At 72.3% G+C, this 22,581-nt stretch carries 20 protein-coding genes; 11 read left to right on the forward strand and 9 right to left on the reverse strand.

The genetic code is table 11. The features are described from left to right. Window positions 1–81 precede the first annotated feature (81 nt). From dmpG to AF1_RS03930, 3 genes are read right to left on the reverse strand one after another with little or no spacing between them, the layout of a single operon-like run. Window positions 82–1,116 (reverse strand): 4-hydroxy-2-oxovalerate aldolase, encoded by a 1,035-nt coding sequence (gene dmpG, locus AF1_RS03920; protein ID WP_067793605.1) that lies wholly within the window; start codon window positions 1,114–1,116, stop codon window positions 82–84. Beyond that, complete coding sequence (locus AF1_RS03925) at window positions 1,113–2,060, reverse strand: acetaldehyde dehydrogenase (acetylating) (RefSeq protein ID WP_084262423.1); 948 nt, start codon at window positions 2,058–2,060, stop codon at window positions 1,113–1,115. The genes dmpG and AF1_RS03925 overlap by 4 nt, the downstream gene beginning before the upstream one ends. After that, window positions 2,057–2,854: a 2-keto-4-pentenoate hydratase gene (locus tag AF1_RS03930; RefSeq protein WP_067793606.1), complete on the reverse strand. Its 798-nt coding sequence runs from the start codon at window positions 2,852–2,854 to the stop codon at window positions 2,057–2,059. Before AF1_RS03930 ends, AF1_RS03925 begins: the two co-directional genes overlap by 4 nt. A 94-nt stretch (window positions 2,855–2,948) precedes the next feature. Between AF1_RS03930 and AF1_RS03935 the strand changes: the two genes are divergently transcribed. Then, a complete protein-coding gene (locus AF1_RS03935) occupies window positions 2,949–3,692 on the forward strand; it encodes an IclR family transcriptional regulator (protein ID WP_067793607.1) in 744 nt (247 codons plus the stop codon). A gap of 18 nt (window positions 3,693–3,710) precedes the next feature. Here AF1_RS03935 and AF1_RS03940 read toward each other — a convergent pair whose 3' ends face one another. Next, entirely contained in the window at window positions 3,711–6,473 is a 2,763-nt protein-coding gene (locus AF1_RS03940) for an FAD-binding and (Fe-S)-binding domain-containing protein (RefSeq protein ID WP_084262432.1), read from the reverse strand. A 331-nt stretch (window positions 6,474–6,804) separates the two neighbouring features. Between AF1_RS03940 and AF1_RS03945 the strand changes: the two genes are divergently transcribed. Genes AF1_RS03945 through narI form a run of 5 tightly spaced genes read left to right on the forward strand, consistent with a single transcriptional unit; the run spans window position 6,805 to window position 14,989 of the window. After that, window positions 6,805–8,043: a nitrate/nitrite transporter gene (locus AF1_RS03945; RefSeq protein WP_067793609.1), complete on the forward strand. Its 1,239-nt coding sequence runs from the start codon at window positions 6,805–6,807 to the stop codon at window positions 8,041–8,043. A 34-nt stretch (window positions 8,044–8,077) separates the two neighbouring features. Beyond that, a complete protein-coding gene (locus tag AF1_RS03950; RefSeq protein WP_084262424.1) occupies window positions 8,078–11,770 on the forward strand; it encodes a nitrate reductase subunit alpha in 3,693 nt (1,230 codons plus the stop codon). Continuing rightward, the gene (gene narH, locus AF1_RS03955; protein ID WP_067793611.1) at window positions 11,770–13,515 is read left to right on the forward strand and encodes a nitrate reductase subunit beta; all 1,746 of its coding nucleotides are present in this window, start codon (window positions 11,770–11,772) and stop codon (window positions 13,513–13,515) included. The genes AF1_RS03950 and narH overlap by 1 nt, the downstream gene beginning before the upstream one ends. Window positions 13,516–13,517: 2 nt before the next feature. After that, the gene (narJ, locus tag AF1_RS03960; RefSeq protein WP_067793632.1) at window positions 13,518–14,207 is read left to right on the forward strand and encodes a nitrate reductase molybdenum cofactor assembly chaperone; all 690 of its coding nucleotides are present in this window, start codon (window positions 13,518–13,520) and stop codon (window positions 14,205–14,207) included. Continuing rightward, window positions 14,204–14,989, forward strand: a complete 786-nt coding sequence (gene narI, locus AF1_RS03965; protein WP_084262425.1) for a respiratory nitrate reductase subunit gamma — start codon at window positions 14,204–14,206, stop codon at window positions 14,987–14,989. Before narJ ends, narI begins: the two co-directional genes overlap by 4 nt. 88 nt (window positions 14,990–15,077) lie before the next feature. Here the strand turns inward: narI and AF1_RS03970 are convergent, their stop codons facing one another. From AF1_RS03970 to AF1_RS03980, 3 genes are all read right to left on the reverse strand, one after another. Beyond that, the gene (locus tag AF1_RS03970) at window positions 15,078–16,271 is read right to left on the reverse strand and encodes a globin domain-containing protein (protein ID WP_067793612.1); all 1,194 of its coding nucleotides are present in this window, start codon (window positions 16,269–16,271) and stop codon (window positions 15,078–15,080) included. After that, on the reverse strand, window positions 16,271–16,732 hold the full coding sequence (locus tag AF1_RS03975; protein ID WP_067793613.1) for an RrF2 family transcriptional regulator: 462 nt from the start codon (window positions 16,730–16,732) through the stop codon (window positions 16,271–16,273). The genes AF1_RS03970 and AF1_RS03975 overlap by 1 nt, the downstream gene beginning before the upstream one ends. A 131-nt stretch (window positions 16,733–16,863) precedes the next feature. Then, complete coding sequence (locus AF1_RS03980) at window positions 16,864–17,292, reverse strand: pyridoxamine 5'-phosphate oxidase family protein (RefSeq protein ID WP_067793614.1); 429 nt, start codon at window positions 17,290–17,292, stop codon at window positions 16,864–16,866. Between the two features lie 174 nt (window positions 17,293–17,466). Between AF1_RS03980 and AF1_RS03985 the strand changes: the two genes are divergently transcribed. Next, entirely contained in the window at window positions 17,467–18,483 is a 1,017-nt protein-coding gene (locus AF1_RS03985; RefSeq protein ID WP_067793615.1) for an Acg family FMN-binding oxidoreductase, read from the forward strand. Here AF1_RS03985 and AF1_RS03990 read toward each other — a convergent pair. Next, the gene (locus tag AF1_RS03990; protein WP_067793616.1) at window positions 18,478–18,909 is read right to left on the reverse strand and encodes a pyridoxamine 5'-phosphate oxidase family protein; all 432 of its coding nucleotides are present in this window, start codon (window positions 18,907–18,909) and stop codon (window positions 18,478–18,480) included. The two genes, AF1_RS03985 and AF1_RS03990, sit on opposite strands and share 6 nt — an antisense overlap. A 130-nt stretch (window positions 18,910–19,039) precedes the next feature. On the opposite strand from AF1_RS03990, the gene AF1_RS03995 reads away from it, so the two are divergent. The 3 genes from AF1_RS03995 to AF1_RS04005 all read left to right on the forward strand — a co-directional run bounded on the left by AF1_RS03995 (window position 19,040) and on the right by AF1_RS04005 (window position 20,578). Beyond that, the gene (locus AF1_RS03995) at window positions 19,040–19,429 is read left to right on the forward strand and encodes a hypothetical protein (protein ID WP_067793617.1); all 390 of its coding nucleotides are present in this window, start codon (window positions 19,040–19,042) and stop codon (window positions 19,427–19,429) included. A gap of 130 nt (window positions 19,430–19,559) precedes the next feature. Then, window positions 19,560–19,967: a rhodanese-like domain-containing protein gene (locus tag AF1_RS04000; protein WP_067793618.1), complete on the forward strand. Its 408-nt coding sequence runs from the start codon at window positions 19,560–19,562 to the stop codon at window positions 19,965–19,967. Beyond that, entirely contained in the window at window positions 19,964–20,578 is a 615-nt protein-coding gene (locus AF1_RS04005) for a histidine phosphatase family protein (RefSeq protein WP_067793619.1), read from the forward strand. Before AF1_RS04000 ends, AF1_RS04005 begins: the two co-directional genes overlap by 4 nt. Window positions 20,579–20,784: 206 nt before the next feature. Here AF1_RS04005 and AF1_RS04010 read toward each other — a convergent pair whose 3' ends face one another. Continuing rightward, window positions 20,785–21,360: an alpha/beta fold hydrolase gene (locus tag AF1_RS04010; RefSeq protein ID WP_242608885.1), complete on the reverse strand. Its 576-nt coding sequence runs from the start codon at window positions 21,358–21,360 to the stop codon at window positions 20,785–20,787. Window positions 21,361–21,539: 179 nt separating this feature from the next. On the opposite strand from AF1_RS04010, the gene AF1_RS04015 reads away from it, so the two are divergent. Further along, on the forward strand, window positions 21,540–22,040 hold the full coding sequence (locus AF1_RS04015; protein ID WP_084262426.1) for a metallophosphoesterase family protein: 501 nt from the start codon (window positions 21,540–21,542) through the stop codon (window positions 22,038–22,040). Window positions 22,041–22,581 lie beyond the last annotated feature (541 nt).

Raw genomic sequence — 22,581 nt, forward strand, 5'->3', positions numbered from 1 at the left:
GTAAGGGCGCGGCGGCCGTTCGCAACGGCCCCCGCGCCCTCCGGGAAGACCCGGACGTGAGCCCCCTCGTGCAGGGCCGCCCTACGACGCGCGTTCGCGCTCCGCGCGCAGCTGCAGCGCCACGTCGATGATCATGTCTTCCTGGCCGCCCACGTAGCCGGCCTCGCCGACCTTCTGCAGGATCTCGTGCGCCGGGACCTCGTAGCGCTCCGCCGCCCGCTCGGCGTGCAGCAGGAAGCTGGAGTACACGCCCGCGTACCCCTGCGTGATCGCGCCGCGGTCCGCGAACGGCAGCCGGTGCAGGAACGGCTTCACCACCTCGTCGGCGGCGGCCATCACGCCCTGCACGTCCACGCCCGTCGGGACGCCGAGCCGCTCGAACGTCGGGACCAGGACCTCGGTCGGGGAGTTGCCCGCCCCCGCGCCGAGCGCGCACAGCGCCCCGTCGATCTGCAGGGCGCCGTTCTGCTGCGCCAGCACGGAGTTCGCGACGCCCAGCGACAGGTTCTGGTGGCCGTGGAACCCGACCTGCGCCTCGTGCCCGATCTCCTTGACGACCGCGCTGATCCGCTCCTGCGCGTCGCCGAGGACGAGCGCGCCCGCCGAGTCGACGACGTAGACGCACTGCGCGCCGCCGTCCACCATGATCCGGGCCTGCTTCGCCAGGACGTCCGGCTCGACCCGGTGCGCCATCATCAGGAACCCGACGGTCTCCATGCCGAGGTCCCGGGCGGCGGCGAAGTGCTGCAGCGACACGTCCGCCTCGGTGCAGTGCGTCGCGATCCGCGCCACGGCGGCGCCCGCGTCATGCGCCAGCTTCAGATCCTCGACCGTGCCGACGCCCGGCAGCATCAGCACCGCGATCTTCGCCCGGGTCGCCTCGTCCACGGCGGCGGCGACGAGCTTGACGTCGTCCTCCAGCGAGAAGCCGTAGTTGAAGGACGAGCCGCCGAGGCCGTCGCCGTGCGTGACCTCGATGACCTCCACCCCGGCCGCGTCCAGCGCGTGCACGACACCGCGGACCTGCTCCTCGGTGAAGCGGTGGGCCATCGCGTGGCTGCCGTCGCGCAGCGTCGAGTCGGTGATCCGGATCTTCTCAGCGGTCTTCTCGGTCATGAGGTGGCCTTCCTGCGCGCGATCTGCTCGCCGACCCGGGCGGCTGCCGCGGTCATGATGTCGAGGTTGCCGGCCCACGGCGGCAGGTAGTCGCCGTTGCCGCGGACCTCCAGGAACACCGCGACGCGGGCCATCCCGTTCCAGATGTCGCGGGGCCCGTCGAACTGCGGCTCGGCCCGCAGCGTGTAGCCGGGGACGTACACGGCGACCTCGGCCACCATCTTCTCGACCGACTCCTGGATCGCCCCCGTGTCGGCGTCCGGCGGGATCGCGCAGAACACCGTGTCCCGCATGATCATCGGCGGGTCGACCGGGTTCAGGATGATGATCGCCTTGCCCCGCCCGGCACCGCCGACCTTCTCGATCGCGCGGGCCGTGGTCTGGGTGAACTCGTCGATGTTCGCGCGGGTGCCGGGGCCGGCGGAGCGGGACGCGATCGACGCGACGATCTCCGCGTACGGCACCGGGACGACGGACGACACCGCGTGCACGATCGGGATCGTCGCCTGCCCCCCGCACGTGATCATGTTGAGGTTCGGGGCGTCCGACAGCGTGTCCAGGTTCACCGGCGGGCACACGAGCGGGCCCGTCGCGGCCGGCGTCAGGTCGATCGCGGTGATCCCGGCCTCTTCGTAGCGGGGGGCGTTGGCGAGATGCGCCTTCGCCGACGTCGACTCGAACACGAGGTCGGGCAGCGTCGGCTGCTTCAGCAGCCAGTCGACGCCCTCCGCCGACGCCTCGACGCCCATCTTGCGGGCGCGCTCCAGCCCGTCCGACCCGGGGATCACCCCGACCACCGAGTGGACGTCGATCAGCTCGCTGCGCATCAGCTTGACCAGCAGGTCCGTGCCGATGTTGCCGGGGCCGACGATCGCGGCGCTCAGCCTGCGCCCGGCTCCCGGCGAGGGGACGGTCTCCCGCGCCCCCCGGTCCGCTTCGCTCATGTCAGCTCCTCCTTTCCGAACCGGGCGGTCACCGAACCGATCCCGGCGAACGTCGCCGTCAGGGTCTCCCCGGGCGCGACCGGCACGGCCGCGGTGATCGAACCGGGCAGCACCACGTGCCCCGCCTCCAGCGTCACGCCGCGCTCGCCGAGCACGTTGGCCAGCCAGACCAGCGCGTTGATCGGCGAGCCCAGCACCGCGCCGCCCGCGCCGGTGTCGATCAGGTCGCCGTCGCGGCGCAGCAGGCAGCCCATCAGCGACAGGTCCTGGTCGTCCAGCCGGACCGGGCGGGTACCGAGCACGACGCCGCCGCTGGAGGCGTTGTCGGCGATCGTGTCCGGCAGCGTGATCTTCCAGTCCGCGATGCGCGAGTCGATGACCTCCAGCGCCGGCAGCACGTACTCGACGGCCGCGACGGCGTCGGCGGCGGTCGCGCCCGGCCCGGCCAGCGGCCGGCCGAGCACGAACGCGATCTCCGGCTCGATCCGCGGCTGCAGGAACCGGCCGGTGTCGATCGGGGCGCTGTCCTGCAGGAACATCGTGTCCAGCAGGACACCGAAGTCCGGCTGGTTCACCCCCATCTGGCGCTGCATCGCGGCCGAGGTCAGCCCGACCTTGTGGCCCTTGATCCGCGCGCCGGCGGCGGTCCACGCCTCGACCTGGGCGAGCTGGACCGCGTAGGCGTCGGCCACCGACATGTCCGGATGGTCCTTCGTCAGCGGCGAGATGGGAGTGCCGGTCGCGTACGCGTCGAGCAGCGCCGCCGCGGCCTTCTCCACGGAACCCGGATCCATTGGGCCGTCCTTTCGTTGTCTGCCGTGGCCGAGCCTCTCCCGCCGCGGCCACGGCGGGCAACGCGCGCGTCCCGCGTGGTGGGACACTTCTTCCATGCCGTCCGACGACAGCTTCCTGCGCCGCGCCGTCGCGGTGCTCACCGCGTTCCGGGCCGACGACGACGGCCTCGGCGCCGCCGAACTGGCCCGCCGCAGCGGCCTGCCGAAGTCGACCGCCCACCGCATCGCCCTGGAGCTCGCCGAGGCCGGCCTCCTGGAGCGGGACGGGCCGCGGGTGCGGCTCGGGCTGAAGCTGTTCGAGATCGGGCAGCGGGTGCCGCGCCAGCGGGTGCTGCGGGACGCGGCCGTCCCGTCCATGTCGGACCTGCGGGAGGCGACCCGGCAGACCGTCCATCTCGCGGTGCTGGAGGGCGCCGAGGTCGTCTACGTGGAGATCCTCGGCTCCTCCGGCGGGCCCCGGCTGCCGTCCAAGGTCGGCGGCCGGCTGCCCGCGCACGTGACCGGGGTCGGCAAGGCGATCCTGGCGTTCTCCCCGCCGGAGGCGGTGCAGGCCGTCCTGGAGTCCGGCCTGGTCAAGGCCAGTGAGCGCAGCGTCACCGCGCCGGGGCTGCTCGCGAGGGAACTGGAGCGGATCCACCGCGAGGGCGTCGCCTACGACCGGGAGGAGTCCGGTGCCGGGATCGTGTGCGCGGCGAGCCCCGTCCTCGGCCCGGACGGCCTGGCGCTCGGCGCGCTGTCGGTGTCGGGATGGGCGACGAAGATGCGGCTGGCCGCGGTGGCCCCGGCCGTGCACACCGCCGCGCTCACCCTCTCCCGTACCCTCCAGGGCGCGCGCTGACGCGGTCAGCCGTCGCGGTCAGCCGTCCGGGAGGTGGCGGGCCAGGAGCTGGGCCAGGTGCTCTCCGTCGCGGTGCGCCAGGTCGCTCAGCTGGGTGCGGCAACTGAACCCGTCGGCCAGGACGACCTCGTCCTCCCCGGTCTTGCGGACGGCCGGGAGCAGTTGGGTCTCGGCGACCGCGACCGACACCTCGTGATGCCCCTTCTCGACGCCGAAGTTCCCGGCGAGCCCGCAGCAGCCGCCGAGCCCGCCGACCCGCGCGCCCGCCTTCTCCAGCAGGGCGGCGTCCTTCGTCCAGCCCATGACGGCGTGGTGGTGGCAGTGCGGCTGCGCGATCCCGGACACACCGGACAGGTCGGGTGGCGTCCAGTCGCCGGTCTCGGCGAGCAGCTCGGCAAGGGTGCGGGTCGCGGCGGCCACCTCCCGCGCGGCGGCGGCGTCCACGCCCCGCAGCAGCTCCTCCGCGTCCGACCGCAGCACCCCCGTGCAGGACGGCTCCATGCCGACGACCTTCGCGCCGCGGCGCACATGGGGGAGCAGCGCGCGGACGGTCCGCCCGGCCTGCGCGCGCGCCCCGTCCAGCTGGCCGGTCGAGATCCACGTGATCCCGCAGCACACCGGACGTCCGGTCACCGTCACCCGGTAACCGGCGTGCTCCAGCACCTTCACGGTCGCCTTGCCGACCTCCGGCGAGAACGCGTCGGTGAAGGTGTCCACGAACAGGACGACGTCGCCGTTGCGTCCCTCCGGGCTGCGGTGGGAGGCGAACCAGCGCCGGAACGTCTCGGGCGCGAGCGGCGGAAGCGTCCGCCGCCGGTCGATCCCCGCGCCCCAGGCGACCAGCGGTTTCAGGGCACGCGACCGGGTCGCCGCGGTCATGACCCGGAGCATCGCGGGCGCCTTCGCCGCGAGCCGCGTCCAGCGCGGCAGCCACCCCAGCGCGTAGTGGGAGCGGGGCCGGATCCTCCCGCGGTACCGCCGGTGCAGCGCCTCGGCCTTGTAGGACGCCATGTCGACGCCGGTCGGGCAGTCGGACGCGCACCCCTTGCACGCAAGGCACAGGTCGAGGACGTCGTGCAGCGCTTCGGACCGCCAGCCGTCCGGCCCGAGGCCCCCGCTGACGACCTCCTGAAGGACCCGCGCACGCCCGCGCGTGGAGTCCTTCTCCTCCCGGGTGGCGAGGTAGGAGGGGCACATGACACCGCCCGCCGCCGTGCTGTCGGCGCGGCATTTGCCCACCCCGGTACACCGGTGCACGGCTCGCGCCAGATCGCCGCGATCGTCCCGGTAGGCGAGACCGAGCCCCCGCCTCATCGGGATGAGCCGCACCGCCCGCAGATCGGCGTCCACGGGCGCCGGGCGGACGATCACCCCCCGGTTCAGCACGTCATCGGGATCGAAGACGTCCTTGACGGCCGAGCACAACGCCAGCGCCTCGGCCGAGTACATGTGCGGCAGCAGCTCACTGCGCGCCCGCCCGTCTCCGTGCTCGCCCGACATGGTGCCGCCGTGCCGGGCGGCCAGCGCCGCCGCCTCGTTCAGGAAGTCCCGGAAGAGCCGCGCGCCCTCCGCCCGCCCGAGCGGGAAGTCGATCCGCACATGGATGCAGCCGTCCCCGAAATGCCCGTACGGGACGCCGAAGAACCGGTACTCGCCGAGCAGCGCCTCGAACTCCCGCAGATAGGCGCCGAGCCGCTCGGGCGGGACGGCCGCGTCCTCCCACCCCGCGTGGGCCTGCTCACCGCCGGGCGTGCGCGCGACCAGCCCGGACCCGTCCTCGCGGATCCGCCACAGCGCCTCGGCCAGCGCCATGTCCTCGACCGTCATCGCCTCGACGCACCCGGACTCGCCGGCGACCCTGCGCGCCGTGGCCCGCAGTGCCCCGAGCTCCGGTCCGGCCAGCTCCACCAGCAGCCACCCGGACCCGTCCGGCAGCGGCGGCACCGCGCCGGCGCCCCGCCGCTCCCGCACGACCCCGGTGATCCGCGAGTCCAGCCCCTCGCACGCCACGGGCCCGTGCGGCAGGATCGCCGGGACGGCGTCGGCGGCCTCCGCCATCGACCCGTACCCCAGCACGACCAGCACCCGGTACGCGGGCTCCCGCACCATCCGCACCCGCGCCGCCAGGGTCAGCGCGAGCGTCCCCTCGCTGCCCACCAGGGCCCGGGCGACATCGAACCCCTTCTCCGGCAGCAGATGTTCGAGCGAGTAACCCGACACCTGCCGCCCGAACCTCCCGAACTCCGTCCGGATGAGCGCCAGGTTCCCATCCACCAGCCCCCGGAGCCGGTCGAGAAGCCCGCTCCGTGCGGGCCCCCCGGGCACGTCCCCGAGCCCGAGCCGCTCCCCGGACCCGGTCACCACGTCGAGGCCCAGCACGTTGTCGCTCGTCCGCCCGTAGCCGAGGGCCCGCGACCCGCACGCGTTGTTGCCGATCATCCCACCGAGCGTGGCCCGCGTCCGGGTGGACGGATCGGGCCCGAACCGCAGCCCGTGCCGCGCCGCCACCTGATGCAGCCGCGCCTGCACGATGCCCGGCTCGACCAGCGCCGTCCCCGCGTCCGGATCGATCTCCAGCACCCGGTTCAGATACCGGCCGGCGTCCACCACGACCCCCGGCCCGACCGCGTTCCCCGCGATCGAGGTCCCGGCGCCGCGCATCGTCAGCGGGACCCCGAGATCCCGGCAGACCCCCAGCACCACCGGCAGTTCGCCGACCTCCCGGGGGGTCACCACGACCGCCGGAGGCACCCGGTAGAGCGAGGCGTCGGACGAGTACATGGCCCGCGCGAGCGCCGACGCGTCGACCCCGCTCACCCCGGCCTCCCGCAGCGCCTCCGCAATCTCGCGACGATCGCCCACCGTCCCGCCCTCCAAACCGGCCGTGACCCGCGTGAACTCCTCCCCATGGACGGTAGTACCGCCGCCGGCCGGGCGCTCGGCAGCGGGGGTCTTTGGGGGGTGGTTGTCGGGACGAAGGTCCCTTTATGGGGGGTGGCGGGGTCCGGGAGGGTGTGTAGCGGCGACGGGGAACACGATCATGGTTACCGCCGTCGGGGCTGGGGAATGCCCAACGGAATTGCGCTGGGAGCGATCGGAAATGGTACGGCACATGCCTAAGACACAGCAGGAACCCGAACCCGGGCCCACGGGAGCCGAGCGGGCCGGGACCGGGCGGCCCATGCTCATGCTGGTGATGGCCACCCTCGGATTCGCGATGAACTTCTGGGCGTGGGCGTTGCTGAGCCCGCTCGGGCCCCGCTTCAAGGACTCGCTGGCGCTGACAACGTTCGAGCAGTCCCTGCTGGTGGCGGTGCCCGTGGTGGTCGGGTCGGTCGGGCGGATCCCGGTGGGTGCGCTGACCGACCGGTTCGGCGGCCGGGTGATGTTCCCGGTGGTGTCGTTGCTCACGATCGTGCCCGTCCTCTATCTGGGACTGGCCGGGCATTCGTCACTGACGGCGCTGCTCGTGGGAGGCTTCTTCCTCGGCATCGCGGGGACGGCGTTCGCGGTCGGGGTGCCGTTCGTGAACGGATGGTTCCCGCCGGAGCGGCGCGGGCTCGCGATCGGGATCTTCGGCGCGGGGATGGGCGGAACCGCCATCAGCGCGCTGACCACCGTCAAGGCGGCCGACAAGTTCGGGATGGAGTTCCCGTTCGTGCTGACGGCGATCCTGCTGGCGCTGTACGCGGTGGCCGCGTGGTTCGTGCTGCGGGAGGCGCCGGGACACACCGCGCCGACCGAGCCGCTCACCAAGCGGCTGGCGGCGACGGTCCGGCTGGGCGTCACGTGGGAGATGGCGGCTCTGTATGCAGTGGCCTTCGGTGGTTATGTAGCGTTCTCGGTGTATCTACCCACGTATCTGAAGACGGAGTACGGACTGTCACAGACGGACGCGGCGAACCGGATGGCGGGATTCGTTCTGCTGGCCGTGGTGATGCGCCCCATTGGCGGCTGGCTGTCCGACCGGATCGGCGCGGCCCAGGTGATGCTCGTCTCGCTGGCGGTGACGCTGGTGGGGGCGGCGGTGCAGGCGTCCGCGCCTCCGCTGATGCCGCTCGGCACGATCGCGTTCCTGGCGATGGCGGCGGCGCTCGGCGCCGGCAGCGGTGCTACGTTCGCGCTGGTGGCGATGCTCGCCCCGGCGAACAAGGTCGGCGCGGTCACCGGCGTGGTCGGTGCGGCGGGCGGCCTCGGCGGGTTCGTCCCGCCGCTGGTGATGGGGTCCATCTACGGCAGCTACGGCTCCTACACCATCGGGCTGGTGCTGCTCGCGGTCGTGGCCGGGTCGGCCGCGATCTTCACCGCGACGGTTGTGCGGCGGGCCGTGGCGACCCGCCGGGCCGCCTGAGACACGCCGACGGCGTGGAAAGAAGGGATCCGAGTTGAGTTCGACCGACGGCCGCCCGGGATTGGACGGCCCGCTGGAAGACGCGCTGGTGAGCACGCGCAAGTACTTCACCCGCGCGCGCGTCTCGCCCGACCTGCGGACAATGACCAAGACGGGCGGCCGGGAGGCGGACGCCTTCTACCGGGACCGCTGGTCGCACGACAAGGTGGTGAGGTCCACCCACGGGGTGAACTGCACCGGGTCGTGCTCCTGGAAGGTGTACGTCAAGAACGGCATCATCACCTGGGAGGCGCAGCAGACCGACTACCCGTCGGTCGGGCCCGACCGTCCCGAGTACGAACCGCGCGGCTGCCCCCGGGGCGCCTCGTTCTCCTGGTACACCTACTCGCCGACGCGCGTCCGGTACCCCTACGTCCGCGGCGTCCTGCTGGAGATGTACCGGGAGGCCAAGGCCCGGACGGGCGACCCGGTGGAGGCGTGGCGCGAGATCGTCTCCGACCCGGAGAAGGCCCGCACGTACAAGGACGCGCGCGGACGCGGCGGCCTCGTCCGGGCCACGTGGGACGAGGCGACCGAGATGATCGCCGCCGCGCACGTCCACACCATCAAGGAGTACGGCCCGGACCGGGTCGCCGGATTCTCCCCGATCCCGGCGATGTCGATGGTGTCGCACGCGTCGGGCGCCCGGTTCGTGTCCCTGCTCGGCGGGACGATGCTGTCGTTCTACGACTGGTACGCCGACCTCCCGGTGGCGTCCCCGCAGGTGTTCGGCGACCAGACCGACGTCCCCGAGTCGGGCGACTGGTGGGACGCCGGCTACCTCATCATGTGGGGCTCCAATGTGCCGGTGACCCGCACGCCCGACGCGCACTGGATGACCGAGGCCCGCTACCGGGGCCAGAAGGTCGTCGCGGTGTCCCCCGACTACGCCGACAACGTCAAGTTCGCCGACGAGTGGCTCGCCGCCCAGCCGGGCACCGACGGCGCCCTGGCGATGGCCATGGGGCACGTCGTCCTCAAGGAGTTCTTCGTCGACCGGCAGGTCCCGTACTTCACCGACTATGTGAAGCGCTACAGCGACCTGCCGTTCCTGGTGCGGCTTGAGGAACGCGACGGCACCTACGTCCCGGGCAAGTTCCTCACCGCCGCCGACCTGCCGGGCGCCGAGGCGCAGTCCGAGCACGCCGCGTTCAAGACCGTGATCCTGGACGCGACGACCGGCCACCCCCTCGTCCCGAACGGGTCGCTGGGGTTCCGGTACGGCGAGTCCGGCAAGGGCCGCTGGAACCTGGACCTGGGCGACGCCGACCCGCTGCTGTCGGTGGCGGGCGGCGAGGCGGTCGAGATCGAGCTGGCCCGGTTCGACACCCTCGGCGGCGCGCCGGGAACGCTCCGGCGGGGCGTGCCGGTCCGCGAGGTCGGCGGCCACCTGGTCACGACCGTGTACGACCTGATGCTCGCCCAGTACGGGGTCGGCCGGGAGGGGCTGCCCGGTTCCTGGCCGACCGGGTACGACGACGCGTCCGAGCCCGGCACCCCGGCGTGGCAGGAGACCTTCACCGGCGTCCCGGCGCAGGCCGCCGAGCGCATCGGACGCGAGTACGCCGCGAACGCCGAGGAGACCCGCGGCCGCTCGATGATCATCATGGGGGCGGGCACCAACCACTGGTTCCACTCCGACACCATCTACCGGACGTTCCTCGCGCTGACCACGCTGACCGGCGGGCAGGGCGTGAACGGCGGCGGCTGGGCGCACTACGTCGGGCAGGAGAAGTGCCGCCCGGTGACGGGGTGGGCGCAGCTGGCGTTCGGGCTGGACTGGGCCCGTCCGCCCCGGCAGATGATCGGCACCGCCTTCTGGTACCTGCACACCGACCAGTTCCGCTACGACCAGTTCGACGCCGGCACCCTGTCGGCGGCGACCGGTGGCGGGCAGCTCGCCGGGCGCTCCACCGCCGACGTGATCGCGCAGGCGGCCCGGCTCGGCTGGATGCCGTCCTATCCGACGTTCAACCGCAACCCGCTGGTCCTCGCCGACGAGGCGGAGGCCGCCGGGAAGCAGGCCGGCGAGTACATCGTGGACGAGCTGAAGGCCGACCGGCTGAAGTTCGCCTGCCAGGACCCCGACGCACCGGAGAACTTCCCCCGCGTCCTGACGGTCTGGCGGGCCAACCTGCTCGGCTCGTCCGCGAAGGGCAACGAGTACTTCCTCAGGCACCTGCTCGGCGCCGCCGACGCCGTCCGGGCGGAGGAGACGCCGCCGCACGCCCGGCCGCAGGAGGTGGTGTGGCGGGACGAGGCCCCGGCCGGCAAGCTCGACCTGCTGCTGTCGCTGGACTTCCGGATGACCAGCACCACCGTCTACTCCGACATCGTGCTGCCGGCGGCGACCTGGTACGAGAAGTACGACCTGAACACGACCGACATGCACCCGTTCGTGCACTCGTTCAACCCGGCGATCAGCCCGCCGTGGCAGACCCGCAGCGACTGGCGGGCCTTCCAGGACATCTCGGCCGCGTTCAGCCGGCTCGCCGAGGGGCACCTCGGCGTCCGCAAGGACGTCGTCGCCGTGCCGCTGATGCACGACACCCCGGACGAGATGGCCACCCCGCACGGACGCGTCCTCGACTGGGCGAAGGGCGAGTGCGAGCCCGTCCCCGGCGTGACGATGCCGAAGCTCGTCACGGTCGAACGCGACTACTCGGCGATCGCGGCGAAGATGATGGCGCTCGGCCCGCTCGCCGAGCGGCTCGGCGCGACCACCAAGGGCGTCACCTTCGAACTCGAACGGGAGGTCGAGTACCTGCGGCACAAGAACGGCGTGGTGCGGGGCGGCCCGGCGGACGGCCGCCCGTCGCTGCGGCGGGACGTGCACGCCTGCGAGATGATCCTCGCGTTCTCCGGCACGACCAACGGGCATCTGGCCACCCAGGGCTTCCACACCATGGAGCGGCGCACCGGCACGAAGCTCGCGGACCTGGCCGCCGAGCACGAGGGCAAGCAGATCACGTTCGCCGACACCCAGGCCCGTCCCGTGCCGGTCATCACCTCCCCGGAGTGGTCGGGGTCGGAGAGCGGCGGGCGCCGCTACTCGCCGTTCACGATCAACGTCGAGCGCCTCAAGCCCTGGCACACCCTCACCGGGCGGCAGCACTTCTACCTCGACCACGACTGGATGGCGGAGCTGGGCGAGCAGATGCCGACGTTCCGGCCCCCGCTCAACATGTCCGCCCTGTTCGGCGAACCCGAACTCGGCGAGACCGGTGAGCTGGGGCTGACCCTCCGGTACCTCACCCCGCACAACAAGTGGTCGATCCACTCCGAGTACCAGGACAACCTGTTCATGCTGTCGCTGTCGCGCGGCGGCCCGGTGATCTGGATGAGCGGCGTGGACGCGGCCAAGATCGGCGTCCGCGACAACGACTGGATCGAGGCGGTCAACCGCAACGGCGTCGTCGTCGCCCGCGCGATCGTCACGCACCGGATGCCCGAGGGCACCGTGTACATGTACCACGCGCAGGACAGGCTGATCGACGTCCCGCGCGCGGAGACGTCCGGCCGCCGCGGCGGCATCCACAACTCCCTGACCCGGCTGCTGATCAAGCCGAGCCATCTCGTCGGCGGGTACGCGCAGCTGTCGTTCGCGTTCAACTACCTCGGACCGACCGGCAACCAGCGCGACGAGGTCACCGTGATCCGCCGCCGCTCCCAGGAGGTGCAGTACTAATGCGCGTGATGGCGCAGATGTCGATGGTGATGAACCTCGACAAGTGCATCGGCTGCCACACCTGCTCGGTCACCTGCAAGCAGGCGTGGACGAACCGCAGCGGCACCGAGTACGTGTGGTTCAACAACGTCGAGACGCGGCCCGGCCAGGGCTACCCCCGGCAGTATGAGGACCAGGAGCGCTGGCGCGGCGGCTGGACGCTGAACCGGCGCGGCCGGCTCGTGCTCAAGGGCGGCGGCCGGTTCCGCAAGCTGATGACGATCTTCTCCAACCCGAAGCTTCCGGGGATCGACGACTACTACGAGCCCTGGACGTACGACTACGAGACCCTCACCAACGCGCCGCTGCAGGAGCACACGCCGGTCGCCCGGCCGAAGTCGCTGCTGTCGGGCAAGGACATGAAGGTCTCCTGGTCGGCGAACTGGGACGACAACCTCGGCGGGTCGGTGGAGCACGGCGACAAGGACGTCCTGCTCAAGGAGATCTCCGACAAGGTGAAGATGGAGTTCGACAAGACCTTCATGTTCTACCTGCCGCGGATCTGCGAGCACTGCCTCAACCCGGCCTGCGCGGCGTCCTGCCCCTCCGGCGCGATCTACAAGCGCACCGAGGACGGCATCGTGCTCGTCGACCAGGACAAGTGCCGCGGCTGGCGGATGTGCGTGTCCGGCTGCCCGTACAAGAAGATGTACTTCAACCACCGGACCGGCAAGGCCGAGAAGTGCACGTTCTGCTTCCCGCGCATCGAGGTCGGCATCCCGACGGTGTGCTCGGAGACGTGCGTGGGACGGCTCCGCTACATCGGCCTGATGCTCTATGACGCCGACAAGGTGCTGGAGGCCGCGGCCACCCCCAACGACAAGGATCTCTACGAGGCGCAGCGCAACGTCTTCCTCGACCCGCACGACCCGGAGGTCATCGCGGCGGCGCAGCGGGAGGGCATCCCGCAGGACTGGATCGAGGCGGCGCAGCGGTCCCCGATCTACGCGCTCATCAACACCTACAAGGTGGCGCTGCCGCTGCACCCGGAGTACCGGACGATGCCGATGGTCTGGTACATCCCGCCGCTGTCGCCGGTCGTGGACGTCGTCCGCGACACCGGGTACGACGCCGAGGACAGGGGCAACCTGTTCGCGGCGATCGAGGCGCTGCGCATCCCGGTCGAGTACCTCGCGGAGCTGTTCACCGCCGGGGACGCGGCGATCGTGGACGGGGTCCTGCGCCGGCTGGCCGCGATGCGGTCCTACATGCGCGACATCAACCTCGGCCGCGACCCCGACGAAACGATCCCCGCGGGCGTCGGGATGACCGGCGAGACGATGTACGACATGTACCGGCTGCTGGCGCTCGCCAAGTACGACGAGCGGTACGTGATCCCGACCGCGCACGCCGAGCAGGCGCACAGCCTGGAGGAGCTGGCCACCGAGTGCAGCCTGAACTACGAGGGCGGCCCCGGGATGGGCGGCGCCGGGACGGGCGGCGGCTCCGGCCCGTTCGGTGAGGCGTCCGGACGCCCGAACCCGATCGCGGTGGAGAACTTCCACATGCTGCGGGATCGGCAGACGGCGGACAACCCGGTCGACCCGGCCGACAAGCACAAGCGCGTCAACCTGCTCAACTGGGACGGCAAGGGCGCTCCCGCCGGGCTGTTCCCCGAGCGCAAGGACGGCGAATCGGGCGCCGGGCCGGACGGCACCAACCCGCCCGCCCCCTCGGGCGCCGCCGAAACGGAGCCGAAACCGTGAAGATGAAGACCATCGGCCGGCCCCCCGGCCTGGACGACACCGCGCTGGCGACCACCTGGCAGGCGGCGTCGCTGCTGCTCGGCTACCCCGACGACGAACTGCTGGAACGGCGCCCGCTGCTGCGCCGGGCCGTGGCGGGGCTGCCGGCGTCCGTCGCCGAGCCGCTGAGCCGCCTCCTCGACCATCTGGACGCGACACCGCCGCGGGACCTCGCGGCCGACTACGTCGCCACGTTCGACTACCGCAAGCGCTGCTGCCTGTACCTGACGTACTACGCCTACGGCGACACCCGCAAGCGGGGCATGGCCCTGCTGCGGTTCAAGCAGGCGTACGAGGCGTCGGGTCTCGTCCTGGACGAGGGGGAACTGCCCGACCACCTGGCCGTGGTCCTGGAGTTCGCCGCGGCCGGGAACCCGGCGGAGGGGCGGCGGCTGCTGCTCGAACACCGCGCCGGCCTGGAACTGCTGCGGCTCTCGCTCACCGAGTCGGAGTCGCCGTGGGCCGCCGTCCTGGAGGCGATCTCGGCGACGCTGCCGCCGCTGACCGGCCGCAACGAGGAGGCCATCGCCCGCCTCATCGCCGAGGGACCGCCCGAGGAGGAGGTCGGCCTCGCGCCCTACGGGACCGGCGCGTCGGGCGCCGCCGGACAGCCCGTCTTCCTGCCCGATCCGGTCCTTGGAGCCCGCTCATGACCAGCCTCGCCCCCGCCGTCCTCGCCGGCGCCGCCGCGGAGGGCGGCGGCGACCCCGGCGTCACCGGCACCCTGCTCTGGGTCGTCCTGCCCTACCTCACCATCGCGGTGTTCGTCCTCGGGCACATCTGGCGGTACCGCTACGACAAGTTCGGCTGGACGACCCGCTCGTCCCAGCTGTACGAGCGGCGGCTGCTGCGCATCGGCAGCCCGCTGTTCCACTTCGGCATCCTCCTCGTCGCGGGCGGGCACGTCGGCGGGCTGCTGATCCCCGACAGCTGGACCGAGGCCGCCGGGATCAGCGAGGACATGTACCACATCGTCGCCGTGGTGCTCGGCACGACCGCCGGGGTCTGCACCCTCGCCGGCCTGGCGATCCTCATCTACCGGCGCCGGACGGTCGGTCCGGTGTTCCTCGCGACGACCCGCAACGACAAGATGATGTACGTGGTCCTCGGCGGGACCATCGTGCTCGGGCTCGCCGCGACGGTCGCCGCCAACATCATCGGCGACGGCTACAACTACCGGGAGACGATCTCCCCGTGGTTCCGGTCGGTCTTCTACCTCCAGCCCGACCCGGACCTGATGACCGGCGTACCGATCCTGTTCCAGCTGCACGCGCTCAGCGCACTGGCGCTGTTCTGCATCTGGCCGTTCACGCGGCTGGTGCACATGCTCACCGCGCCGATCGGGTACCTGACCCGTCCCTACATCGTCTACCGCAGCCGTGACGAGCACATGGGGATGCACGAGACCCCGAGGGGGTGGGAGCGGGTCCAGTAAGGCCGCATCGCGAGACGAAGAACGCTCCCACCCCCGCCGGGGGTGGGAGCGTTCTCGTGCGGAGCCGCGGTCAGCGGATCCAGAGGTCTCAGCGGATCCAGAGGTCGGGGCCGAACACCTCGTAGTGGATGCGCTCGTCGGAGATGCCCGCGGCGAGCAGGCCCCGCCGGATCTCGCGCATGAACGGCAGCGGGCCGCACATGAACACCCGGGCCTTGTCCGGCAGCGGCAGCTCGGCCACGTCGATCCGGCCCGGCCGGACCTCCGCGCCGAGGTCGGCGTCGCCGGGCTCCTCGTACCAGGTCAGCTGCCGGAAGCCGGCCATCCGGCCGCCCGCCTCGGTGATCTGCTCGCGCAGCGCGTGGGTGCGCGGGCTCCGGTCGGCGTGGACGGCGAGGACCGGCCGGTCCGGGGACGCGGTCGCCAGATGGTCGATCATCGCGGCGGCCGGGGTGATGCCGATCCCCGCGCTGATCAGGACGAGCGGGTCCTCGCCGCCGTCCAGCACGACGTCGCCGAACGGCGGGGACAGCTCCAGTTCGTCCCCGGCCGCGACGGTGTCGAAGAGGTGGTTGGAGACGGCGCCGTCCGGGGCGCCGTCGCCGCGCACCCGCCGGACCGTGATCTGCGCCGTGTCGCCCGCCGCCCGCGACAGCGTGTACTGGCGGGGCTGGCGCAGGCCGTCCGGCAGCGTCACGGCGACCGAGACGTACTGGCCGGGATGGTGCGCGGGGACCGCGCCGCCGTCGGCGGGCACCAGCACGAGCGAGACCGCCTCGTCGCCCTCGTCCCGCCGCTCCACGACCCGCCACGGCCGGTACGGGGCCGCCGGGTCGCACTCCGCGTCCCGGTAGAGGCGGGCCTCCTCGGCGATGAGGAGCGTCGCGAACAGCCAGTACACCTCGGACCAGGCCGCGTGCACCTGCGGGGTCACCGCGTCACCGAGCACGTCGGCCACCGCGTCGAGCAGGTGCCGCCCGACGATCGTGTACTGCTCGGGGCGGACGCCGAGAGAGGCGTGCTTGTGCGCGATCCGCGACAGCATCTGCTGGAACGACGTGTCCGAGGCGGGGGACACCAGGTGCTCGGCGAACGCGGCCACCGAGCCGGCGAGGGCGCGCCGCTGCTCGCCGTTCGCCTGGTTGCCCTGGTTGAACAGGTGCCGCAGTTCGGGGTGCGCGGCGAACATCGCGGCGTAGAACCGGCCGGTGATCGTGGCACCGTGGGCGCCGACGGCGGGCAGTGTGGCCCGCACGATGTCGGCGTGGTCGGACGAGAGCATCAGAAGCCTTCCTCTGCGGGAGACGCCGCCGCGGACACCGGCGGCGCCAGGGAGAGCAGGACCGGTTCCGGGGGATCGGTCACCAGCTCACGGAGGTGCACCTGGTTCAGCGAGGCGAGGAACGCCTCCTGCGCCGTCCGCAGCGCGCCGCGCAGCCGGCAGCCGCCGCGCAGCGGGCATGGCGGATGGTCGCAGTCGACGGCCTCGCCGGGTCCCTCCAGGGCCCGGACGATCTCGCCCACGGGCCGTTCGAGAATCCCGTCGGCGAGGACGACTCCACCGCCCCGGCCGCGGGACGTCCTGACGAGACCGTGCCCGCGCAGCCGCTGCACGATCTTCGCCATGTGCTGCGGTGCCACGTGCAGGTGCTCGGCGAGATCGGCCGCCGGCCGCCGTTCGTTCCGGGCCCCGAGCAGCATCAGCACGCGCAGTGCCAGATCGGTGGACTGAGTCAGATACACGAATGAATCATAGTTAAATCGGAATTCGAAACTCCGATTCAATACTGTGGTGATCAACACTGTGGGGTTTACCACAGCTTTCGGAACTGGTCATCCGTGTGCCGGCCGACGCTGCCGGCCGGGCGGTGCGCTCAGCGGTCGGGCGCGATGCGGCGACCGCTGACCCGCCACAGCGGGACGCGGATGAAGTTGTTCCGTGCCCCCGGCGCCCAGGGGCGCAGCGGCAGCCGGGCCATGCGCTCGATCTCCGCCGGGTTCGTCACCGCGCGGGCCTGGCCGATCACGGTGACCGACCAGCCCGTCCGGGCGGCCGAGTCGAACGCGTCGACCTCGAACGCGACGATGGCACCGCGCAGCGCGGCGTCGAACTTCGAACCGGGGGCGGTGCGGATGATCACGGCCCCGTCGCCGTCCGGGTCGCCGTCCAGGACAAAGGTGACCGGCTGAATGGCGGGCAGGGCCTGATCGGTATAGACCACGCGCCCGACCGGCGCGGACCGCAGCAGCGCCGCGCACTCCTCGCGGCCGAGGATCTCCAGGTCTTCTCCGACAGGTTCCATAGCACCAGGGTTCTCGTTGCGGGGTGGCGGCGGAAAGAGGCGAACGTCCTGGTCAGGGCAGTTGCCCGGCGCCCTAGGTCCCATCCGGGAACGGACTTTCGCCCCTGCCGGGGGCCCACCCGCCGGGCCGAAAGTGGAGGTGAGGAACGAAAGAGCGCAGCGGGGGGAGCGACCATGCGAACCACCATCACGCCAGGGGACGTCGACCGCACGGCGGCCGATGCCCGGCGCGCCGTCGAAGACGCGATCCGCGCCCCGTCGGTGAACAACACCCAGCCGTGGCTGTTCGGTGTCCGCGGGACGCGGATCACGCTGCGCGCCGACCCCGACCGCCGGCTGGACACCGCCGACCCGCAGGGCCGGGAGATGCTGATCAGCTGCGGCGCCGCGCTCTACAACCTGCGGCTCTCGCTGCGCGCCATGGGCTATGCGCCGGTCGTCCGGATACTGCCCGACCCGGACCTGCCGCACCTGCTCGCCGAGGTCGAGATGACGCCCGGCGAGCCCCCCGACGACGACCTCCTGCGCGAGCACGCGCAGATCGAGCGGCGGCGCAGCCACCGCGGCGGGTTCCGGCCCGACCCCGTCCCCGCCGGCGTGCTCATGTCGCTCCGGCACGCCGCCGAGCAGGAGGGCGCGCGGCTCGTCCAGGCCGTCGACGTCAACACCAAGGGCGCGCTCGCCGCGCTCACGGCCGCGGGCGAGCACGTCCAGCGCCGCACGCCCGCGTACGCCACCGAGATGGCCCGCTGGGCGCCCGCGCCCGGGACGTCCCGCAAGGACGGCGTCCAGCACGGCGCCTACCCCCGACGCCCGCCGCAGACGGTGCCGAACTTCCCGGCCCGGGACTTCGCCCGCGGCCAGGGGTGGGGTGTGGACACCGGCCCCGAGGACGGGATCACCCTGACCGGGCTCGTGGTGCTGCTCGTCTCGGAGGGCGACGCCCCCGGCGACTGGTTGCGGACCGGGCAGGCACTTGAGCGCGTGCTGCTGCGCGCGGCCGAGCACGACCTGTCGGCCGCGTACCACACCCAGGCGCTCCAGATCCCGGAGCTGCGCGCGTTCATCGGCGCGAAGTTCTGCGGCAACGCGCACCCGCAACTGTTGCTGCGCTTCGGCGTCGCGGACACCGAGGAGCTGACCAGCGTCCGGCGCCCCGTCGAGGACGTGCTCACCGAAGAACCGTCATGAGGGGGACGGAACGGTCACCGACCCGCTGATCCGCCGGCCGGTGATCAGCTCGGGCCGGATCCGGATGAAGTAGTCGCGTTCGCCGGGGGCCCAGGTGTGCAGCGGCAGGGCCTCCAGCGCGCTGGAGTCGCCGGGATCGGTGACGTGCCGGGCGGGCCCGACCACGACCACCGACCAGCCCGTCCGGGCATCGGCGTCGAACTCGTCGATCTCGAACGCCACGATCGTGTCGGCGGCGGCCTTGGCCAGCCGTGACATCCGCGATGTCCGGATCACGATGTCGCCGGCGTCGACGACGAAGTTGACCGGTTGCACGGCGGGGAGCGCGTGATGGGTGAAGACGATGCGTCCGATCTCCGCGCGCGACAGTAGAGCGCGGCACTCGTCGTCTTCGAGGATCTCCAGGCCGCTATGGTCAAACTGCATGGGTCCAATGTGGAGGGGCCGCGCGGTTCGGCGTTAGGGACCAAGGTCCCGAATCGCCGGGCGGTGCAGGCCCCCGCCGGGCCGGGCGGTAACGTCCCGGGGAACCGCCCGACCACGCCTGGAGGACCTCGTGCTCGCCCTCACCACCGCCGACGTGCGGATCTTCCTGCACGTGCTCGCAGCGACGATCTGGGTCGGCGGCCAGATCACGCTCGGCGCGCTCGTCCCCGTGCTGCGCGGATACGAGGGCCTCACCAAGATCACCGCCCGCCGCTACAACATGATCGCCTGGCCGGCGTTCCTCGTCCTCGTCCTCACCGGCGTCTGGAACATCACCGCGGCCGGCATGAGCGACGCCGCGCAGCGGACCCTCGACGTCAAGCTCGTGTTCGTCCTGATATCGGGGCTGGCGGCGTTCCTGCACACCCGGGCCACGTCCAAGGCCGGCCTCGCCGTGTGGGGAGCGCTCGGGCTGATCGGGGCACTCGCCGCGCTGTTCTTCGGCGTCCAGCTCGGCTGAGGTCGTCGGCAGAAGCCGCCCATTGAGTAGATCGTCTAGGTTTGCCCCATGAGCGAATCTGCGGCGGCGGGACCGGCCGGGGGAACAGCGCACACACCGGCCGAAGCACGGCCCACCGCGTGAGGCGGCCATGCTGAACCCCGAGGCCCGCACCATCGATGAGATCCTCGCCGAGGCGCGCGGCAGGCTGGAACGCCTCGATCCCGGCCGGGCGCACGCCGAGTGGCGCGGCGGCGCGGTCCTGGTCGACATCCGCCCGGCGGCCCAGCGGGCGGACGAGGGCGAGGTGCCCGGCGCGCTGATCGTGGAACGCAACGTCCTGGAATGGCGCTTCGACCCGGCCTCCGGCTCCCGGCTGCCCGAGGCCACCGGACACGACGTGCGGGTCATCGTGTTCTGCTCGCAGGGCTACACCTCCAGCCTCGCCGCCGCCTCCCTGCACGACCTCGGCCTGACCCGCGCGACCGACGTCATCGGCGGCTTCCACGCCTGGCGCGCCGCGGGCCTGCCCACGACGGGCGGGGCACCGCGCCGATGACGCGCCTCGTCCTCGTCCGGCACGGGGAGACCGAGTGGCACGCCGAGAACCGGTATGCCGGGAGCAGCGACGTCGCGCTGACCTCGCGCGGGCTGGAACAGGCGCGGTCGCTGGCGGCGTGGGCGGGGACGGCCCGTCCCGACGCGGTGTGGTGCTCGGACCTGTCGCGCGCCCGCAGGACCGCCGCGCCGTCCGCCGCGGCGGTCGGCACCGAGCCGCAGGTCGACCGGCGCCTCCGCGAACTGGCCTTCGGGGACGGCGAGGGCCTCACGCGCGCCGAGATGGAGCGGAAGTTCCCCACCGAACTGCGCGCGTTCCTCGCCGACCCCGTCGGCGCCCATCTGCCGGGCGGCGAGGATCCGGCCGCGGCGGCGGCCCGCTTCACCGACTGCCTGCACGACATCGCCGGACGGAACACCGGGGACCGCATCCTCGTCGTCGCGCATGCCACCGTGATCCGGCTCGCGCTGTGCCGGCTGCTGGGGATGCCGCTCAAGGACTACCGGCGGCGCTTCCCGGCACTGGGCAACTGCGCGCGGACCGAGATCCGGCTCCGCGACGGCGACGCCGCGCTCCTGACGTTCAACACGCCGATTCCCGGCCTGCCCTGACCGCGCGGTGCGGAGAGGCGGCCGGACCCCGGGGCCGGTGCAAGGGAGTGGTCATCCACCCCGGGGCCCGGCCGCCCTCACTGGCCCTCGCGGTGCTGGGTCGCCGTGTCGGAACGACCGGGGGCGTACGGCCGGAATCCTTATGGACGAAACGCGAGGAATTCGAGCCTAACTCCGCTGTTCAGCCCTGGGTAATGACATCGTGCTTACAGTTGTTTCCCACCGGAGTCCGGGTGCTGCCGTGGCAAAATCACCCACCGGAAAGCCATGATCTGAATCACGACCCGAACCGTCACACCCGCGGCCGTGCCGTGCTGACCCGCGCCGCGGCGCAGCTCGATGCCGCGGTCGGGGTCTTCGCGGAAGACGCCGTGCCCGGTGCCGGGGAGGACATGCAGTTCAGTGGCGCCGTCCGGGAGCGCGGCGGCGAGGCGGCGGGCGGCCGAGACGGTGGCGACGGGATCGTCCCCGCCGTTCATGACCGGGGTGGGGCAGACCACGCGGTTCAGATGCGGCCACGGGTCGAACCGGGCCGCGAGCGCGCGGCGGAAAAGCTCGATCACGTCGCGGTTCCAGCGGATACGGGCGAGCCTGTCCTGCGCGTCCGGGTCGCCGTCCGCACGCCGTGAGTACAGCGGAAGGCAGACGCGCTCCCAGCCGTCCTGGACATCCTCGCCGTCCCAGTAGCGGCGCGCGATATCGCGGGCCTCCGCGCCCCCGAGCCGTTCAAAGACACCGAGACGCTCTTCGTGCGGGCCGGGCATGACGCTGTCGAGCACCATCCCGCGGATTCGACCGCGATGCCGGTGCGCCGCGGTCAGCGCCACCGCAGCGCCACGACCACGGGCCGCTCGGCCATTCCCGGCCCATCGGGGACGAGCCCGGCACCCTCCACGTCGAAGTACAGGCGCACATCACCGATGCTGATCCGCATCCGGTCCGTTCTGCTCCGTGCGGGACAATGGCGGACGTGAGAGCGGTGGCCATTTCCGACACCCATGCGCCCCGGCGCTGGAAGTCGTGCCCGCCGCGGGTGGCCGAGCACCTGCGCGGCGCGGACGTGATCCTGCACGCCGGCGACGTGTGCACCGCGTCCGTCCTGGATGAACTGGCCGGGTACGCGCCCGTCCACGCCGTCCTCGGCAACAACGACGGGCCCGACGTCGCCGCGTGGGGCGCCCCCGAACGCCTCGAACTCGACCTCGACGGCCTGGCCGTCGCCATGGTCCACGACAGCGGCCAGGCCCGCGGCCGGACCGCCCGGATGCGCCGCTGGTTCCCCGCCGCCGACCTCGTCGTCTTCGGGCATTCGCACATCCCGCTGGACGAGACCGGCGACGGCATCCGCATCTTCAATCCCGGATCGCCCACCGACCGGCGCCGGCAGCCCCACGGAACCATCGGCCTGCTCGACATCCGCGACGGCCGCCTCACCGAGGCGAAGATCGTCCCCGTGACCTGACCTGCCGCAGCCTCCACTCCGCCGTGGCGCCGAACGCCCGCTCAACCGCGCGGCGGACCACGACCTGGCCGGCCAGTTCCTCGAAGAACCCCGGACGCGCGGCAGCCCAGACCAGGTCGAGGCCGTCCGCGCCTACTTCGAGAAACGGACGCCCTCCTTACGGATCCGGCCTGACCCGGTGCCGGCCCGCGGGGTCGCCGGACCGGTTCCAGAAAGAGGCGCCCCTTTCGGCCGCCGCCTTCCCCCGCGCGAGCTCCGCGTCTGTCCCCCGGGGTCCGTCCTTCCCGTCGTGACGGAGAGCGTAAGGCCGCGATGATCCATCCCCGTCCCCGCGCCGTTCCGGACCTCCTCCTGGTCCCACGATGACGGCACGAACCGGGGGAATAGACACGTCTCCGACCTGGATGAAGTTCTTGACGGTGTGGACACGACAGCCCGCGTGGAGGTGCCAGAGCGGCGATTTGACGTGGACGCTCGGACCACGTAAGTTAACCGCTCGTCCCCTTCACGGATGCAGGACGCCTACGTGGTGGCCGGCCGA

Origin of the sequence: Actinomadura formosensis NBRC 14204 (genome assembly GCF_001552155.1) — a bacterium.
Lineage (GTDB): Bacteria > Actinomycetota > Actinomycetes > Streptosporangiales > Streptosporangiaceae > Spirillospora > Spirillospora formosensis.

Bases quoted from the DNA above. Each gene is read 5' to 3' on its own strand.
- AF1_RS03930 (WP_067793606.1), bottom strand. From the start codon at position 2,854: ATGGATCCGGGTTCCGTGGAGAAGGCCGCGGCGGCGCTGCTCGACGCG.
- AF1_RS03990 (WP_067793616.1), bottom strand. From the start codon at position 18,909: ATGCAGTTTGACCATAGCGGCCTGGAGATCCTCGAAGACGACGAGTGC.
- AF1_RS03940 (WP_084262432.1), bottom strand. From the start codon at position 6,473: ATGTACTCGTCCGACGCCTCGCTCTACCGGGTGCCTCCGGCGGTCGTG.
- AF1_RS03935 (WP_067793607.1), top strand. From the start codon at position 2,949: ATGCCGTCCGACGACAGCTTCCTGCGCCGCGCCGTCGCGGTGCTCACC.
- dmpG (WP_067793605.1), bottom strand. From the start codon at position 1,116: ATGACCGAGAAGACCGCTGAGAAGATCCGGATCACCGACTCGACGCTG.
- AF1_RS03970 (WP_067793612.1), bottom strand. From the start codon at position 16,271: ATGCTCTCGTCCGACCACGCCGACATCGTGCGGGCCACACTGCCCGCC.
- AF1_RS04010 (WP_242608885.1), bottom strand. From the start codon at position 21,360: ATGGTGCTCGACAGCGTCATGCCCGGCCCGCACGAAGAGCGTCTCGGT.
- AF1_RS03985 (WP_067793615.1), top strand. From the start codon at position 17,467: ATGCGAACCACCATCACGCCAGGGGACGTCGACCGCACGGCGGCCGAT.
- AF1_RS03945 (WP_067793609.1), top strand. From the start codon at position 6,805: ATGCCTAAGACACAGCAGGAACCCGAACCCGGGCCCACGGGAGCCGAG.
- narH (WP_067793611.1), top strand. From the start codon at position 11,770: ATGCGCGTGATGGCGCAGATGTCGATGGTGATGAACCTCGACAAGTGC.
- narI (WP_084262425.1), top strand. From the start codon at position 14,204: ATGACCAGCCTCGCCCCCGCCGTCCTCGCCGGCGCCGCCGCGGAGGGC.
- narJ (WP_067793632.1), top strand. From the start codon at position 13,518: ATGAAGACCATCGGCCGGCCCCCCGGCCTGGACGACACCGCGCTGGCG.
- AF1_RS03925 (WP_084262423.1), bottom strand. From the start codon at position 2,060: ATGAGCGAAGCGGACCGGGGGGCGCGGGAGACCGTCCCCTCGCCGGGA.
- AF1_RS03980 (WP_067793614.1), bottom strand. From the start codon at position 17,292: ATGGAACCTGTCGGAGAAGACCTGGAGATCCTCGGCCGCGAGGAGTGC.
- AF1_RS04000 (WP_067793618.1), top strand. From the start codon at position 19,560: ATGCTGAACCCCGAGGCCCGCACCATCGATGAGATCCTCGCCGAGGCG.
- AF1_RS04005 (WP_067793619.1), top strand. From the start codon at position 19,964: ATGACGCGCCTCGTCCTCGTCCGGCACGGGGAGACCGAGTGGCACGCC.
- AF1_RS04015 (WP_084262426.1), top strand. From the start codon at position 21,540: ATGGCGGACGTGAGAGCGGTGGCCATTTCCGACACCCATGCGCCCCGG.